General features: G+C 68.3%; 14 protein-coding genes and 1 tRNA gene. 6 read left to right on the forward strand and 9 right to left on the reverse strand.

Going from position 1 to position 15,725, the window contains the following annotated elements; genetic code table 11:
- Window positions 1-113 precede the first annotated feature (113 nt).
- The 9 genes from ABD999_RS22795 to dnaA form a co-directional block, all read right to left on the reverse strand.
- Window positions 114-187, reverse strand: a tRNA-Ile gene (locus tag ABD999_RS22795).
- Window positions 188-313: 126 nt separating this feature from the next.
- On the reverse strand, window positions 314-1,018 hold the full coding sequence (locus ABD999_RS22800; RefSeq protein WP_148035922.1) for a DUF3566 domain-containing protein: 705 nt from the start codon (window positions 1,016-1,018) through the stop codon (window positions 314-316).
- Window positions 1,019-1,021: 3 nt separating this feature from the next.
- Window positions 1,022-3,523 carry a DNA gyrase subunit A gene (gyrA, locus tag ABD999_RS22805; protein WP_148035923.1) on the reverse strand — a complete coding sequence of 834 codons (2,502 nt, stop codon included), beginning with the start codon at window positions 3,521-3,523 and terminating at the stop codon, window positions 1,022-1,024.
- 36 nt (window positions 3,524-3,559) lie between these two features.
- Window positions 3,560-5,503: a DNA topoisomerase (ATP-hydrolyzing) subunit B gene (gene gyrB / locus ABD999_RS22810; RefSeq protein WP_271276848.1), complete on the reverse strand. Its 1,944-nt coding sequence runs from the start codon at window positions 5,501-5,503 to the stop codon at window positions 3,560-3,562.
- A 379-nt stretch (window positions 5,504-5,882) separates the two neighbouring features.
- Window positions 5,883-6,383 carry a DciA family protein gene (locus ABD999_RS22815; RefSeq protein WP_261808987.1) on the reverse strand — a complete coding sequence of 167 codons (501 nt, stop codon included), beginning with the start codon at window positions 6,381-6,383 and terminating at the stop codon, window positions 5,883-5,885.
- Window positions 6,373-7,605, reverse strand: coding sequence for a DNA replication/repair protein RecF (gene recF, locus ABD999_RS22820; protein ID WP_148035925.1), 1,233 nt, complete (start codon window positions 7,603-7,605; stop codon window positions 6,373-6,375). The genes ABD999_RS22815 and recF overlap by 11 nt, the downstream gene beginning before the upstream one ends.
- Before the next feature lie 62 nt (window positions 7,606-7,667).
- Entirely contained in the window at window positions 7,668-8,618 is a 951-nt protein-coding gene (gene gnd / locus ABD999_RS22825) for a phosphogluconate dehydrogenase (NAD(+)-dependent, decarboxylating) (RefSeq protein ID WP_148035926.1), read from the reverse strand.
- A gap of 49 nt (window positions 8,619-8,667) precedes the next feature.
- Window positions 8,668-9,807: a DNA polymerase III subunit beta gene (dnaN, locus tag ABD999_RS22830; RefSeq protein WP_148035927.1), complete on the reverse strand. Its 1,140-nt coding sequence runs from the start codon at window positions 9,805-9,807 to the stop codon at window positions 8,668-8,670.
- A 522-nt stretch (window positions 9,808-10,329) separates the two neighbouring features.
- Window positions 10,330-11,925 (reverse strand): chromosomal replication initiator protein DnaA, encoded by a 1,596-nt coding sequence (dnaA, locus tag ABD999_RS22835; RefSeq protein WP_148035928.1) that lies wholly within the window; start codon window positions 11,923-11,925, stop codon window positions 10,330-10,332.
- A 446-nt stretch (window positions 11,926-12,371) separates the two neighbouring features.
- Here dnaA and rpmH point away from each other — a divergent pair, with 446 nt between their 5' ends.
- From rpmH to rsmG, 6 genes are all read left to right on the forward strand, one after another.
- Window positions 12,372-12,509, forward strand: a complete 138-nt coding sequence (gene rpmH / locus ABD999_RS22840) for a 50S ribosomal protein L34 (RefSeq protein WP_020547366.1) — start codon at window positions 12,372-12,374, stop codon at window positions 12,507-12,509.
- Between the two features lie 63 nt (window positions 12,510-12,572).
- Window positions 12,573-12,938: a ribonuclease P protein component gene (rnpA, locus tag ABD999_RS22845; protein ID WP_148035929.1), complete on the forward strand. Its 366-nt coding sequence runs from the start codon at window positions 12,573-12,575 to the stop codon at window positions 12,936-12,938.
- Window positions 12,935-13,213, forward strand: coding sequence for a membrane protein insertion efficiency factor YidD (gene yidD, locus ABD999_RS22850; RefSeq protein WP_148035930.1), 279 nt, complete (start codon window positions 12,935-12,937; stop codon window positions 13,211-13,213). The genes rnpA and yidD overlap by 4 nt, the downstream gene beginning before the upstream one ends.
- A gap of 4 nt (window positions 13,214-13,217) precedes the next feature.
- The gene (yidC, locus tag ABD999_RS22855) at window positions 13,218-14,168 is read left to right on the forward strand and encodes a membrane protein insertase YidC (protein ID WP_219546774.1); all 951 of its coding nucleotides are present in this window, start codon (window positions 13,218-13,220) and stop codon (window positions 14,166-14,168) included.
- A 20-nt stretch (window positions 14,169-14,188) separates the two neighbouring features.
- Window positions 14,189-14,677: a Jag family protein gene (locus ABD999_RS22860; protein ID WP_148035932.1), complete on the forward strand. Its 489-nt coding sequence runs from the start codon at window positions 14,189-14,191 to the stop codon at window positions 14,675-14,677.
- 250 nt (window positions 14,678-14,927) lie between these two features.
- Complete coding sequence (gene rsmG, locus ABD999_RS22865; protein WP_148035933.1) at window positions 14,928-15,620, forward strand: 16S rRNA (guanine(527)-N(7))-methyltransferase RsmG; 693 nt, start codon at window positions 14,928-14,930, stop codon at window positions 15,618-15,620.
- The last annotated feature ends 105 nt before the right edge of the window (window positions 15,621-15,725 follow it).

Raw genomic sequence — 15,725 nt, forward strand, 5'->3', positions numbered from 1 at the left:
GATCTTCCCGTCCGATCTCGCGGCAGCTCTTCGGGGAGTGAGGTGAGGGCCGTTGCCGTGCCTATTACCGTCAAAGGCCCGTCCGGATCATCCCGACGGGCCTTCTAGCTGGGTGGGGCTACCAGGACTTGAACCTGGGACCTCTTCCTTATCAGGGAAGCGCTCTAACCGTCTGAGCTATAGCCCCGCAACACATGGAACCGTATCGCATCCGCCGCGCGGAGGCGAACCGGTTCGGCTGAGGAAAAGCTTACCGCCTCCCGCACGCTGCTCGCGCCGCCGCGGGGGCGGCGCGAGCGTGCGTGGGACGGGATTACTCGGCCTCGCTGAAGGTCACCTCGACGCCGCCCACGAGGTCGCTGGAGACGTTGTAGATGACCGCGCCGAGGGTGGCGAGCGCGGTGATGAGAACGACGTTCACGGCGCCGATGAGAGCCGTGTAGCCCAGGATGCGCACCGGCTCGAACCAGGAGGCGATGTCGATCTGGAGCGACCCCTCACCCTGCTCGCCCTGGCTGAGCTGGTTGACCAGGTCGACGATCGAGTCGAACACGCCCAGGGCCGACAGCACCCCGTACAGGACGGCGACCGCGACGAAGAGCACCACGAAGCAGACCAGGGACACCACGAAGCTGAACTTCATGGCCGACCACGGCTCGATGCGGCGCAGCACCAGGTGGGCCTTGCGGGGGAGGCGCGAGCCTCCGCCGCCGGACGACTTCTTCTTCTTGCCGGGGAGCTCGACGGCCGGCGGGGGAGCCTCGGTCGCGAGTGACGGGCGCGAGCGCGCGGTGTCGTTGCCGTCGCGCTCCGACGGGGCCGGGGCCCGCGGGGGAGCTGACGGGGCGGGGCCCGACTGGGGTCGGGGCTGCTGTCCGTCCGGCTTGAGTGCCGGCTTCGTCGGGTTGCCTTCCTCCTCCTGTGCCTGGCGAGGCTCCTTGTCAGGGGCCTTGCCAGGCTGCTGCTGGCCGTTGTCCCGAGCCGCCTGGGTCCTGGCGGCGCCACCCTGGGCGCTCATCTATTACTCTCCTCCCCCGTCTGCTTCACTCTCCACCGAAGTCTCCATCGACTCGGCGTTCCGGGCGAGGGCCACCACGCTGTCGCCTTCGGCGAGGTTCATCAATCGGACTCCCATGGTCTGCCGGCCGGACTGCTTGATCTCACCGGCACTCGTCCGGATCACCCCGCCTGCGGACGTGATCGCGAAGACCTCGTCCTCCGGGTTGACCATGACGGCTCCGACCAGCTTGCCACGAGAGCTCACGATTTTTGCAGTCAGCACGCCCTTTCCGCCACGTCCTTGCACCGGGTACTGCTCAACGGGTGTCCGCTTCGCGTACCCAGCCTTTGTGGCGATAAGCACATCCTGCCCGTCGGAGATCCGGTTCATGGCCAGAAGTTCGTCACCTTCGAGGAAACGCATGCCGATGACGCCGCTGGTGGCGCGGCCCATCGGGCGCAGCGCCTCGTCGGAGGCGGTGAACCGGATCGACTGCGCGCCCCTGGAGACGAGCAGCAGATCGTCCTCCTCGGAGATCAGGCGGGCGCCGATGACCTCGTCGTCGTCGCGCAGGTTGATCGCGATCAGGCCGCCGGACCTGGGGGAGTCGTACTCGGACAGGCGGGTCTTCTTCACCAGGCCGCTGCGGGTGGCGAGCACAAGGTAGGGGGCCACCTCGTAGTCGCGCAGGTAGAGGACCTCCATGACCGTCTCGTCCGGCTGCATGGCCAGGAGGTTGGCCAGGTGCATGCCGCGGGCGTCGCGCCCCGCGTCGGGCAGTTCGTACGCCTTGACCCGGTAGACGCGGCCCTTGTTGGTGAAGAACAGCAGCCAGTGGTGGGTCGTCGTGACGAAGAAGTGGTCGACGATGTCGTCCTGGCGCAGCTGCGCGCCGCGCACGCCCTTGCCGCCGCGCTTCTGCGCGCGGTAGAGGTCGGTCCTGGTCCGCTTGGCGTAGCCGCCGCGGGTGATGGTGACGACGACGTCCTCTTCGGCGATGAGGTCCTCGATGGACATGTCGCCGTCGTGCGCGATGATCTCGGTGCGGCGTTCGTCGCCGTAACGCGAGACGACCTCGCCCAGCTCCTCGCCGATGATCTCCCGCTGACGGGCCTCGCTGGCGAGGATCGCGTTGTACTCGGCGATCTGCGTCATGAGGTGGTCGTACTCGTCCTGGATCGCCTGGCGCTCCAGGGCGGCGAGCTTGCGCAGCTGCATGTCGAGGATGGCCTGCGCCTGGATCTCGTCGATCTCCAGCAGCGACATCAGGCCCTGCTGGGCGTGGGAGGCGGACTCCGACGCCCGGATGAGCGCGATGACCTCGTCGAGCCGGTCGAGCGCCTTGAGCAGCGCGCGCAGGATGTGGGCGCGCTCCTCCGCCTTGCGCAGCAGGTAGCGCGTACGGCGGACGATGACCTCGATCTGGTGCGCCACGTAGTGGCGGACGAACTGGTCGAGGCGGAGCGTACGCGGCACGCCGTCGACCAGCGCCAGCATGTTGGCGCCGAAGGTGTCCTGCAGCTGGGTGTGCTTGTAGAGGTTGTTGAGCACGACCTTGGCGACCGCGTCGCGCTTGAGCACGATCACCAGCCGCTGCCCGACGCGGGAGGAGCTCTCGTCGCGGACGTCGGCGATGCCGGTCAGCCTGCCCTCGCGGACCAGCTCGGCGATCTTGAGGGCGAGATTGTCAGGGTTGACCTGGTAGGGCAGCTCGGTGACGACGAGCGCCTGGCGGCCCTTGCCGTCTTCCTCGACCTCGACCACGGCCCGCATGGTGATCGAGCCGCGGCCGGTGCGGTAGGCGTCCTCGATGCCGCGGCGGCCGACGATCAGCGCGCGGGTGGGGAAGTCGGGCCCCTTGACCAGCTTGATCGCTGCTTCGAGCAGCTCCTCGTCGTCGGCCTCGGGGTTTTCCAGGCACCATTTGACCGCGGCGGCGACCTCGCGCAGGTTGTGCGGCGGGATGTTGGTGGCCATGCCGACTGCGATGCCGCCCGAGCCGTTGACCAGCAGCTGCGGGAACCGCGCGGGGAGGACGTCGGGCTCCTGCGACTTGCCGTCGTAGTTGGGCCGGAAGTCGACGGTCTCCTTGTCGATGTCGCGCAGCATCTCCATGGCGATGGGCGCGAGCTTGCACTCGGTGTAGCGCATCGCCGCCGCCGGGTCGTTGCCCGGCGAGCCGAAGTTGCCCTGCCCGTCGACCAGCGGGTAGCGCAGCGACCAGTGCTGCGCGAGGCGGACGAGCGCGTCGTAGATCGAGGTGTCGCCGTGGGGGTGGTAGGTGCCCATCACGTCACCGACGACGCGGGCGCACTTGAAGTAGCCGCGGTCGGGGCGGTAGCCGCCGTCGTACATCGCGTACAGCACCCGGCGGTGCACCGGCTTGAGTCCGTCGCGCACGTCCGGCAGCGCCCTGGACACGATGACGGACATCGCGTAGTCCATGTAGCTGCGCTGCATCTCGGACTGGATGTCCACCGGTTCGATGCGGTCAGCTGGGGGAGTGGTGTTCACTTCCGTCACAGGTTGTGGTCCTTTATCGAGATGCGGCTAGGCCGCTCAGACGTCGAGGAAGCGGACATCGCGCGCGTTGCGGATGATGAAGTCGCGGCGCGCCTCCACGTCCTCGCCCATGAGCACGCTGAACAGGTCGTCGGCCTGGGCGGCGTCGTCAAGGGTGACCAGGCGCAGCAGCCGGGTCTCCGGGTTCATCGTGGTCTCCCAGAGCTGGGCGGCGTTCATCTCGCCCAGACCCTTGAACCGCTGGACGTTGTCGCGCGGGCGGGGGTCGGGCTTGCCGGCCTCGATGCCCGCCTGGATGACGGCGTCGCGCTCGGAGTCGGAGTAGGCGTAGGAGGCGTCCTCGCCCTTGCGGTCCCACTTGATCTTGTAGAGCGGCGGGCAGGACAGGTAGACGTGGCCGGCCTCGATGAGCGGTCGCATGAACCTGAACAGCAGCGTCAGCAGCAGGGTGTTGATGTGCTGGCCGTCGACGTCGGCGTCGGCCATCAGGATGACCTTGTGGTAGCGCAGCTTGGCGATGTCGAAGTCGTCGTGGACGCCGGTGCCGAGTGCGGTGATGAGCGCCTGGACCTCGTTGTTCTTCAGGACCTTGTCGATCCGCGCCTTCTCCACGTTGAGGATCTTGCCGCGGATGGGGAGGATCGCCTGGAAGCGCGAGTCGCGGCCGCCCTTGGCCGAGCCGCCGGCCGAGTCGCCCTCGACGATGAACAGCTCGCACTTCTCGGGGTCGTTCCACTGGCAGTCGGCCAGCTTGCCGGGCAGCCCGCTGCCGGACTCCAGCAGGGACTTGCGGCGCGTCAGGTCGCGGGCCTGGCGGGCGGCCATGCGGGCGCGTGAGGCCTGCAGGCACTTGTTGATGATGTCCTTGGCCTCGCCAGGGTTGCGCTCGAACCAGTCGCGCAGGTGGTCGTTGCAGGCCTTCTGGACGAACGACTTGGCCTCGGTGTTGCCCAGCTTGGTCTTGGTCTGGCCCTCGAACTGTGGGTCGGAGAGCTTGACCGAGATGATCGCGGTGAGGCCCTCGCGGACGTCCTCGCCGGACAGGTTGTCGTCCTTGCCCTCCTTGAGGAACTTCTGCTCGCGCGCGTAGCGGTTGACGATGGTCGTCAGCGCGGCGCGGAAGCCTTCCTCGTGGGTGCCGCCTTCGGCGGTGTTGATCGTGTTGGCGAAGGTGTAGACGGACTCCGCGTAGGAGTTGTTCCACTGCATCGCGATCTCGACCGCTATGCCGTCGCCCTCGGTCTCGAAGGAGATGATCGACGCGTGGGCCGGCTCCTTCTTGTCGTTGAGGTGCTTGACGAAGTCGGCCAGGCCGCCCTCGTACAGGTATTCGACCCGGTGCGGCTCGCCGTTGACGTGGTCGGGACGCTCGTCGGTGAAGACGATGGCGAGGCCCTTGTTGAGGAAGGCCATCTCCTGGAACCGGCGCGAGAGCGTCTCGAAGTTCCATGTCGTGGTCTCGAAGATGTTGGGGTCGGGCCAGAACGTCACGCTGGTGCCGGTCTCGTCGGTCTCCTCGCCCTTGGCCAGGGGAGCGGTCGGCTTGGAGTGGTCGAAGGAGATGCGCCAGTAGTGGCCGTTCTGCTTGATCTCGACGTCCATGGCCGTGGACAGCGCGTTGACGACGGCCGAGCCGACGCCGTGGAGGCCGCCGGAGACGGCGTAGGCCTGGCTGTCGAACTTGCCGCCGGCGTGCAGGGTCGTCAGCACGACCTCGACCGCGGAGCGCTTCTCGACGGGGTGTATGCCGGTGGGGATGCCCCGGCCGTTGTCGACCACGCGCACGCCATTGTCAGCGAGCAGCGTGACCTCGATCCGGTCGGCGTAGCCCGCGAGCGCCTCGTCGACCGCGTTGTCGACGATCTCCTGCACGAGGTGGTGCAGGCCGCGCTCGCCGGTCGAGCCGATATACATACCCGGGCGCTTGCGTACGGCCTCAAGCCCCTCGAGTACGGTGATTGAGCTAGCGTCGTAGGACAACTGCGTAATCCTCCTGCCGCGGACACGCGGCGGGGACGCTCGAATGCGAAAAAGCTGCCCCTGCCGTGCCCGTCACCGTCGTGAGTGCCCCGATGCGCGGTCACCCAGGGGAGTCGGCTTGCCTGCCGGGGTGACACGCAAGCGGACGTGTCCGGAATCCGCTTTCATTCTACCGGGTCCGGAGCCCGAAGGTGGCATTGAACGCGCCTGTGATGCTCTCTGGCTCGTTTTCCCCCCGGATCAGCATCCCCCCTCCCGATCGGGGGGTCAGCGCGTCTGGGAGCCCTCTGATCGCCCAACAGCCTGCCCAGAGCCACGCGAGCGCCCGCGGCCGGCTGCGGCGGCGCGAAAGGCCTGCTGTGGACGGCCGGCGGACCGGCTATCCGTAGGTGTCGCCCGGACCCCGGCTTCCGGTCACCCGCAATCCGCCCGTGGGGCGCGGGGCGTTCATCGGGCCTCTGACCTTCACCTTCGTCACGGTGTTGTCGCCGAGCTCCTCGTTGAGGCGGCGGACGAGGGTGCGCGCCAGCAGCCTGACCTGCGTCGCCCACGCCGTCGAGTCGGCCGCCACCAGCACCTCGCCGTCTTCGAACGACTCGGGCTTGGTGTGGGCGGCCAGGTCGGGACCGACGATGTCGGCCCACCGGCCGAACACGCCGCCCACGGCCGCGGACTGCTCCCAGCCCCGGGCCGCCAGCAGGTCGGCGATGGCCCGGCCGAACAGCAGCGGGTCGCCGGCGTCCCGGCGCGGACCGGCCGCCCTGCGCCGGGGCTCGCTGCGCGGCAGCTGGCCCCGCTTGGCCGCGTCGGCCTTGGCCTGGGCGAGCTTCTCCCTGGCCAGGGCGGCGCCCCTGGCCGTGGCGTCGTGGTCAGCGGACACGTCGCACGCTCCCTTCAGCGACCTCGAACCTGGCTCCGGACAGCTCGGGCGGCACGTCGTCGTCCACAGCCGCCGTGATGAGGACCTGCTCGGCCGGGGCGACGATCTCGGCGAGACGGCGCCTGCGCTGCGCGTCGAGCTCGGCGAACACGTCGTCGAGGATCAGCACCGGGTCACCGCCGTCGGCCCGCAGCAGGTCGTAGGCGGCCAGCCGCAGGGCCAGCGCGAACGACCAGGACTCGCCATGGCTGGCGTAGCCCCTGGCGGGCAGCTCGCCGAGGCCGAGAACCAGATCGTCGCGGTGGGGGCCGACGAGCGTCACGCCGCGTTCGAGCTCGGCGGGACGGACCTCCAGCAGCCGCTCCTTGAGCCGCTCCTCAAGAGTTTTCCCCAGGTCTGTGGATAACGTCGGCGCATCGGAAGATCCCCTCTCACCGGGGATTTCGTCCTCAGAGGCGTCGTCGCCTGTGGACAACGTGCTGCGATAGGCCAGCGTCGCGGGGGCGCTGGTGGGGGCCAGCGCGGCGTAGGCCCCGGCGACCAGCGGGCGCAGCGACTCGATCAGCTCGAGGCGGGCGCGCAACAGCTCGGCGCCGTGGCGCGCGAGATGGGCGTCCCACACCTCCAGCGTGCCCAGGACGTCGCCGGCGCCCGCCGCCGCGAACCCGGCCTCACTCTCGGCCTTCCGGCCGCTCCTGGCGCCTCTGCGGGCCTGCGCGGCCGTACGCAGGAGCGCGCCGCGCTGCTTCAGCACCCGGTCGTAGTCGGCGCGTACGCCGGCGAACCGCGGAGTCCTGGAGACCAGCAGGTCGTCGAGGAAGCGGCGGCGCTCGGACGGGTCGCCCTTGACCATGGCGAGGTCCTCGGGGGCGAACAGGACCGTGCGCAGCAGCCCGACGACGTCGCGCGCGCGGGACACGGGGGAGCGGTTGAGCCGGGCCCGGTTGGCCCTGCCGGGGTTGATCTCCAGCTCCACGAGGGCGCGCCGGTCGTCCCTGTGGACGGCGCAGCGGACGACCGCCCGCGAGGCGCCGTGGCGCACCAGCGGCGCGTCGCTCGCCACCCGGTGGCTGGAATGGGTCGCCACGTAGCCCAGCGCCTCGACGAGGTTGGTCTTGCCCTGGCCGTTGGGCCCCACGAAGGCCGTGACGCCCGGCTCCAGGCCGAGCTCCACGGACGTGTAGGACCGGAAATCGGTCAGCGACAGGTGGGCGACATGCACCCCACGAAGGTTAGTCGGCCGCGCCGACCTCTGCGGTCACCGGCTCACAGCCTGTGGAAAACTCACTCCCGCTCGCCGTCGCGGGGCAGCGGGGGCACGTCCGCGCCCGGCGCGTCGGCGCCCTTGGCCGTCGAGCCCTCGGCCGAGGTGGTCGCGTGGCCGCCGAACTGGTTGCGCAGCGCGGCCACCACCTTCATCGCCGGAGGGTCGTCCTGCCGCGAGCCGAACCTGGCGAACAGCGCGGCGGTGATCACGGGCAGCGGCACCTCGTGGTCGACGGCGGCCTGCACGGTCCACCGGCCCTCCCCGGAGTCCTGCGCGTAGCCGCGCAGGCCCTCCAGGTGCTCGTCGTCGTCGAGCGCCCGCACCATGAGGTCGAGCAGCCAGGAGCGGATCACGGTGCCGGTGCGCCAGCTGCTGAAGCAGCCCCGCACGTCCTTGACCACGTCGGAGGCCTCGAGCAGCTCCCAGCCCTCGGCGAAGGACTGCATCATGCCGTACTCGATGCCGTTGTGGACCATCTTCGCGAAGTGGCCGGCGCCCACGTCGCCGGCGTGCACGAAACCGTCCTCGCCCTCGGGCTTGAGCGTCTCGAAGATCGGCATGAGGCGCTCGACGTGCGGCCGGTCGCCGCCGCACATGAGGGCGTAGCCGTTGTCGAGACCCCAGACGCCGCCGCTCACGCCGCAGTCGACGAAGCCGACGCCCTTGCCGGCCAGCTCGGCGGCGTGCTTCTGGTCGTCCACATAGTGGGAGTTGCCGCCGTCGACGACCACGTCGCCCGCTGACAGCAGCTCGCCGAGGTCGTCGATCGTCTGCTGGGTGGGCGCGCCCGCCGGCACCATCACCCAGACCGTGCGGGGGGTCTGCAGCCGACTGACCAGTTCCTTCAGGCTCGCCACGTCGCTGAGGGAGGGGTCGCGGTCGAAACCGACCACGTCGTGACCGCCGCGGCGCAACCGCTCGGCCATGTTGCCGCCCATCTTGCCGAGTCCAACCATGCCGATCTGCATGTTGCCCCACTACCCCCTCGTCCGGATTCCACCATCTCCGACCGATTATTCAGCTAGACAGGCGAATCGGCATGATCAGGTAGCGGTAATCGGGAGTGCCGCCCTCGTCCACAGGCTTTCCACCGGTGAGGATGGCGGGCTTGGTCGAGGTGGTCATCTGCAGGCGGGCCACGTCGGAGTCGATCGCGCCCAGCCCTTCGAGCAGGAACTGGTGGTTGAAGGCGATGTTCATCTCCTCGCCCTCGTACTCGACGGGCAGGGCCTCGACGGCCTGGGCCTCGTCGCCGCTGCCCGCCTCCAGCACGACCTCGCCGCTCCTGAAGGCCAGCCGCACCGGGGTGTTGCGCTCGGCGACCAGGGCGACGCGCTTGACTGCTTCGACGAACGGGCCTGTGGACAGGTCGGCGCGCGCGGAGAACTCGGTGGGCAGCAGCGAGCGGTACTTGGGGAACTCGGGGTCGAGCAGGCGCGTGGTGGTGCGCCGGCCCGCGCTGGAGAAGCCGATCATGCCCTCGCCGGTGCCGCCGGCGGAGCTGAGCGCGATCTCCACCTCGGCGCCGGTGGCGCCCAGGGCCTTGGCCGTGTCGGCCAGGGTCTTGCCGGGGATCATCGCGATGGCGGAGAAGTCGGGCTGGCCCGGCTGCCACTTCAGCTCGCGCACGGCCAGGCGGTAGCGGTCGGTCGCGGCGAGGGTGACGGTGTCGCCCTCGATCTCCATGCGCACGCCGGTCAGCATCGGCAGCGTGTCGTCACGTCCGGCGGCGACGGCCACCTGGCTGACTGCGGAGGCGAAGACGTCGCTGCCCACCCGGCCGGCCGCGGGCGGCATGGCGGGGAGCGTCGGGTAGTCCTCCACAGGCATGGTGAGGAGGGTGAACCGGGCGCTGCCGCACGTGACGACCGCCTTGGCGCCCTCCACCACGAAGTCCACAGGCTGTGCGGGAAGCGAGCGGGTGATCTCGGCCAGCAGCTTGCCGGAGACCAGGACCATGCCGGGCTCGCCGGTGTGCAGTTCGAGCGTCACCTCCGCCGAGACCTCGTAGTCGAAGCCGGACAGCTTCAACTGCTGCTCCTCGGTGACCTCCAGGCGCATGCCCGCGAGGACGGGCACGGACGGCCGTGCCGGGAGACTGCGTGCCGTCCATGCCACCGCCTCAGCGAGGACGTCTCGCTCGATTCGGAACATCACGGTGATCAGCCTCCTGCTTCGTCGTTGATTCCAAGTGTCTCGCCTCCGGCAGACGCGAACAGCGAGAACCCCTCTATGGGTCTTGAGTTTCTTCTTAAGAGATAAGTGGAGTCATCACACTAGGGGCGGTGGATACTGTGGAAAACCTGCGTCTCCGCAGCTCGACGGCCCGATTTTCATCCACTGCGGGTGTGGGTGACGCCTGGGGGTAACTTCGGCGGCTGGGGATGAAGCCGCGTCGCCCACAGGCCGTCCCCAGATCTTGGTGCCTTCGTCCACCGGTCATCCACCGGGTTTCCACCGGTTGTCCACGGGGTAAACGGGTCTTCCGTTCCGCCCTCGGAGACTGTTCACAGGCCGTCCCCAAGTCATCCACCGGTAGTCCCCAGGTTCTCCTCAGGATGTCCCCACTGTTATCCCCAGCCTCTGTGCAGGAAATTTCCGGGCATAGCGGGGCGTACGAACGGCGGCTTGGCGCGTTTCCCCTGATCCACAGCGTTTTCCACAGGGTGTGCATGACGGCTAGGACCCGCGCGACGTCTGTTTGATGCGCATTGTCAGCTCGTTGACCTGGTTGTACATCGAGCGGCGCTCCGCGATGAGCGAGCGGATCTTGCGTTCGGCGTGCATCACGGTCGTGTGGTCGCGGCCGCCGAACTGCTGCCCGATCTTCGGCAGCGACAGCTCCGTCAGCTCCCTCGCCAGATACATCGCGATCTGCCGCGCGTTCACCAGAGCCCTGCTGCGCGAGCTGCCGCACAGGTCGTCGATGCTGATGCCGAAGTATTCGGACGTCTTCGCCATGATCGTGGCGATGGTGATCTCCGGCCCCGACTCCGAGGTGATCAGGTCCTTCAGCACCACCTCGGCCAGCTGGAGATCCACACCCTGCCGGTTGAGGCTGGCGAACGCGGTGACCCTGATCAGCGCCCCCTCCAGCTCGCGGATGTTGGTGGAGATCCGGCTGGCGATGTACTCCAGCACCTCCGGCGGCGCCGCCAGGCCCTCCTGTATGGCCTTCTTCCGGAGGATCGCGATCCGCGTCTCCAGCTCGGGCGGCTGCACGTCGGTGATCAGGCCCCACTCGAACCGGTTGCGCAGCCGGTCTTCCAGCGTGATCAGCTGCTTCGGCGCCCGGTCACTGGAGATCACGATCTGCTTGTTGGCGTTGTGGAGCGTGTTGAAGGTGTGGAAGAACTCCTCCTGCGTCTGCTCCTTGCCCTCCAGGAACTGGATGTCGTCCACGAGCAGGATGTCGATCGCGCGGTAGCGGCCCCGGAAACCGTCAGCCTTGTGGTCGCGGATGCTGTTGATGAAGTCGTTGGTGAACTCCTCGGAGCTCACGTAACGCACCCGGGCGCCGTCGTACAGGCTCTGCGCGTAATGCCCGATCGCGTGGAGCAGGTGAGTTTTCCCCAGCCCCGAGTCGCCGTAGATGAACAGCGGGTTGTACGCCTTGGCCGGCGATTCGGCGACGGCCACGGCCGCGGCGTGCGCGAAGCGGTTGCTGGCGCCGATGACGAAGGTCTCGAAGGTGTATTTCTGGTTGAGCCGGGCCGGCTCGCTGGGCTTGCTGCTCTTGGCTTCCCACCGGTTCGGCGCCGGTTCCGGCGCCTTCTCCACAGGCGGTGTGTACGACGGAGCCTGGTCGAACGTGCCCGGGTCGAAAGAGAACGAAGGCTGTGGATATTCGGTGGACGGCTGGCCGGATTCCGGCTGTGGAGAATAGAACTGCGGGGGCTCGGAAACCTGGAAATGCTGGGGTGGCGCACCCTGTGGAAAACGCGGCTGGGGGTCCTGCCCCTGGGGATAACCATTACCCCCAGGCTGGGGATGAAGATCCTGCTTGGGCGGCTCGGGGGCGGTGGTGTCGATCATCACGGCCAGCCGCATGGCGCGGCCCAGTTCCTGGGACAGCGCGTGAGCCACGAGCGGGCGCAGCTTGCCCTCGATGAGGTCCTTCAGGAAGTCGTTGGGGACGCCGAGCACGATCGTGTCGTCCGCGAGAGCGATGGGGCGCACCATCCCGAGCCAGGTGCGCTGCTGTATGGGCACGTTCTCGTTGAGAAAGTTGCCCAGAGCCCTGGCCCATACCGCGCCGAGGTCGACGTTGGTCATCGGGCGTTTCCCCCTCCTTCCTATCGCGGCCCCCCGCGAGTGTTATCCACACCCAGAGGGCCACCGCCTCGCGATCAGCCCTGCCGTCCACAGCGTCGAGCCCGGGTGGGAACCCCCAGGGTCTCCACAGGAGATCCACAAGTTGTGCACAGCCCTGCTAGTGGGTCTGGAAGGGCCGACAGTATCTATGTGCACAGCTGTGTTCAAGGCGTTGTCCACAGCCTAGTGGTACCTGAGTGCACAACATGTGGACGTCGGCGGGCCGGTGGAAAAGTCGCCTGTGGATCCGTGGATGACGGTTCCGGTTTGACCTGGGGCGCTCCTGACCCGTAACGTACGACGGTCGGCTTGTCACGCGTCGGCTATTTCGCGTGCCCTCGCCTTAATGACAGGCCAGCCATGTGTGTTCAGCGCCTCGTGCGCACCCTCAAGCCTGGAGCCCACTCGTGAGCAAGCGTACTTTCCAGCCGAACAACCGTCGCCGCGCGAAGACCCACGGCTTCCGGCTGCGGATGCGCACCCGGGCCGGTCGTGCCATCCTCGCCTCTCGCCGCCGCAAGGGCCGCGAGAAGCTGTCGGCCTGATCGACCCGCGCCCGACTTTCCGCCCGCCGGTGACTTGTGCCGGCGGGCGATAGGCGTATTCCCATGCTTTCCCGGCCATCCCGCATGCGGCGGGGCGACGACTTCCAGAAGGCGATCAAGCGCGGAAATCGCGCCGGTCGCCCTACTTTGGTGATACATCTCGCCGTTTCTGGGGAAGAGACGCCTCTGGTGGGTTTCGTGGTGAGCCGGGCCGTCGGAGGCGCGGTGGTGCGCAACAAGGTCAAGCGGCGGCTCCGACACCTGATGCGCGAGCGTCTCGACCGGCTTCCGAGAGGTAGCCTGCTTGTGGTACGCGCCAACCCCCCGGCCGCGTCAGCGCGATACGAGCACCTCGCCGCCGAGCTCGACTCCACCCTGGACCGATTGCTCAGGCGGCACGAGTCCGCGATGGATGGGCAGCAGAGATGACGGAGCAGCCGCAAGGGACGCCGAGCCTCGCCGCTCGCGTGCTGATCGTCCCCATCCGGTTCTATCGGGCGTTCATCAGCCCGCTGCTCGGTCCACGCTGCCGCTTCTACCCATCGTGCAGCGCGTACGGGCTTGAGGCGATGTCCGTACACGGAGCCCTGCGCGGCACATGGTTGACTGTCCGGCGCATCGGGCGGTGCCACCCATTCCACCCCGGAGGTATAGACCCGGTGCCCCCACGCCCGGTTCGGTCTCACGAATTGCAAGGGAGATAGCTCAGTGGAGCTGTCCTGGCTGAGCTGGCTCTATGAAGCCGTAGCCTTCGTCATCACCTGGATCCATACGGGATACGCCACCTTCCTCAACCCGGACAGTGGCCTGACGTGGGCGTTGACCATCATCACGTTGACCGTGCTGATGCGGATCTGCATCTTCCCGCTCTTCCTCAAGCAGATGCGCTCGTCGAAGAAGATGCAGGAGCTCGCCCCCAAGGTGGCGGACATCCGCAAGCGCTACAAGAACGACAAACAGCGCATGAACCAAGAGGTCATGGCGCTGTACCAGGGCGCGGGCGCGAACCCGCTGGGCGGGTGCCTTCCCGTTCTGGCGCAGTTCCCGATCTTCATCGGCATGTTCACCGTGCTGCAGGCGATGGCCAGCGGCGAGCCGAAGTTCGGCATGACCCAGGAGCTGGTCGACAGCGCCGGCAAGGCGCACATCTTCGGCGCCCCGCTGCCGGCCTACTTCTTCATGCCCGAAGCGGACATGATCGCCCTGGACGCGAGCCCCGTGCAGACGCGGGTCGTGATGGCGATCTTCGTCGCGCTGAGCTCGCTGACCACCTTCCTCACCGTCCGGCAGAGCGTCACGCGATCCATGGCGCAGATGCCCGACAACCCGATGGCCCAGCAGCAGAAGATCCTCATGTGGATCTCGCCGCTGTTCGCGTTCTTCAGCCTGAACTTCCCGCTCGGCCTGATCCTCTACTGGGTCACCACCAACGTGTGGACGCTCGGCCAGCAGCACTGGTTCTACAGCCGCAACCCGATGCCGCAGTTCGACGCCAAGGGCAACGTGATCCCGGTCAAGCCCAAGCCGAGCCTGGCCCAGCGGCTGCGCGGGACGACTCCGGAAGAAGAGGCCCCCGCCCCGCCTCCTGAGCCTAAGATCGTCAGGAACCAGCCCAGCCGCCAGAGCCGCAGCAAGCGCACCGGCAGCAAGAAGTCGTGATTACGAAGGAGAGGCCGGTCATGACCGAGGCCGAGCAGGAGAAAGCTCCTGATCTCAACGCGCTGGAGCAGGAAGGCGAGATCGCGGCCGACTACGTCGAAGGCCTTCTCGACATCGCCGACATCGACGGCGACATCGACATGGACGTCGAGGGAGACCGCGCGATGGTCTCCGTCGTCGGCATCAAGAGCAACGAGCTGGTCGGCCCCGACGGCGAGGTGCTGGAGGCGCTGCAGGAGCTCACCCGGCTGGCCGTCCACAGGCAGACGGGGGAGCGGTCGCGCCTCATGCTCGACGTCGCCGGCTACCGCGAGCGCCGCCGCGCGGAGCTCACCAAGCTCGGCACCGAGGTCGCCGACCAGGTCAAGGATCACGGTGAGCCCAGGGCTCTGGAGCCGATGACCCCCTTCGAACGCAAGATCGTTCACGACGCGGTGGCGGCCGCCGGCCTCCGCAGCGAGTCCGAGGGCGAGGAGCCCAACCGCTACGTCGTGGTCATGCCCGCCTGACCACTCCTCTGGCATCCCGGCCGCCGGCCCGCCTTCGGGCGCCGGCGGCCGCTCGCGTTTCCGGGCCTCTCCCAGGAGCTTTCAGGGGTACGAGCGAGCATCCATTCTGTCCACAGCCTTATCCACAGACCCCCTCCCCAGCTGCGCTTCCGCATTGTGGAAAAGTCGGCGCGGCGCGCTCTGGGGTTCCGTTCAGGCAGGGCCGATAGTCTTCGGTGAGATCGCCTGCCCAGCCTAGAAACCGTCACCCATGAGAAAGGGCCACCAAGCAGTGAGCGACGAGCTGCCGCCTCCGCCGGACATCGCGCGGGACGTGTTCACCGGCGACGCCTGGGACCGCGCCCAGGAGTTCGCCGGACTGCTCGCCGGCCCCGGGGTGGTGCGAGGGCTGCTCGGCCCGCGCGAGGTGCCGCGGATCTGGGACCGTCACCTGCTCAACTGCGCCGTCGTCGCGGAGGCCGTGCCTCATGACGCCCGCCTGGTCGACATCGGCTCCGGTGCGGGCCTGCCCGGGCTGGTGCTGGCCATCGTCCGGCCGGATCTCACGGTCACCCTGCTGGAGCCGCTGCTCCGCCGTACCGTGTTCCTGGAGGAGTGCGTCGAGGCGCTCAAGCTCGACAACGTCGAGGTGCTGCGCGGCCGCGCCGAGGAGCTGAAGGGCAAGCGGGAGTTCGACGTCGCGAGCGCCCGCGCCGTCGCGCCGCTCGATCGGCTGCTCACCTGGGCGATGCCGCTGCTGCGTGAGGGCGGCGAGCTCATCGCCATGAAGGGGGAGCGGGCCGCCGAGGAGCTCGCCGAGGCGGAGCCGCGACTCAAGGCCGTCGGCGCCCTCACGGCCGAGCTTGTGACCGTGGGGCACGGTAAGGTCGAGCCGCCTGCAACACTGGTGCGAGTCGTAGCGGGTCGCGCGCCGGAGCAGAAAAGGCGGCGACGAAGGAGGTGACGGCATGCCAGTCGCGCAATGCGGTCTGGGCTGGCCGGACAGGCCTCTGTCCGAGAATCCCACCGGGGTTGGCTGGCCCGAAACGGGCGTGTCCCGACAGCGAAT

It is taken from the genome of Nonomuraea ferruginea (genome assembly GCF_039540635.1).
Classification (GTDB): Bacteria; Actinomycetota; Actinomycetes; order Streptosporangiales; family Streptosporangiaceae; genus Nonomuraea; species Nonomuraea ferruginea.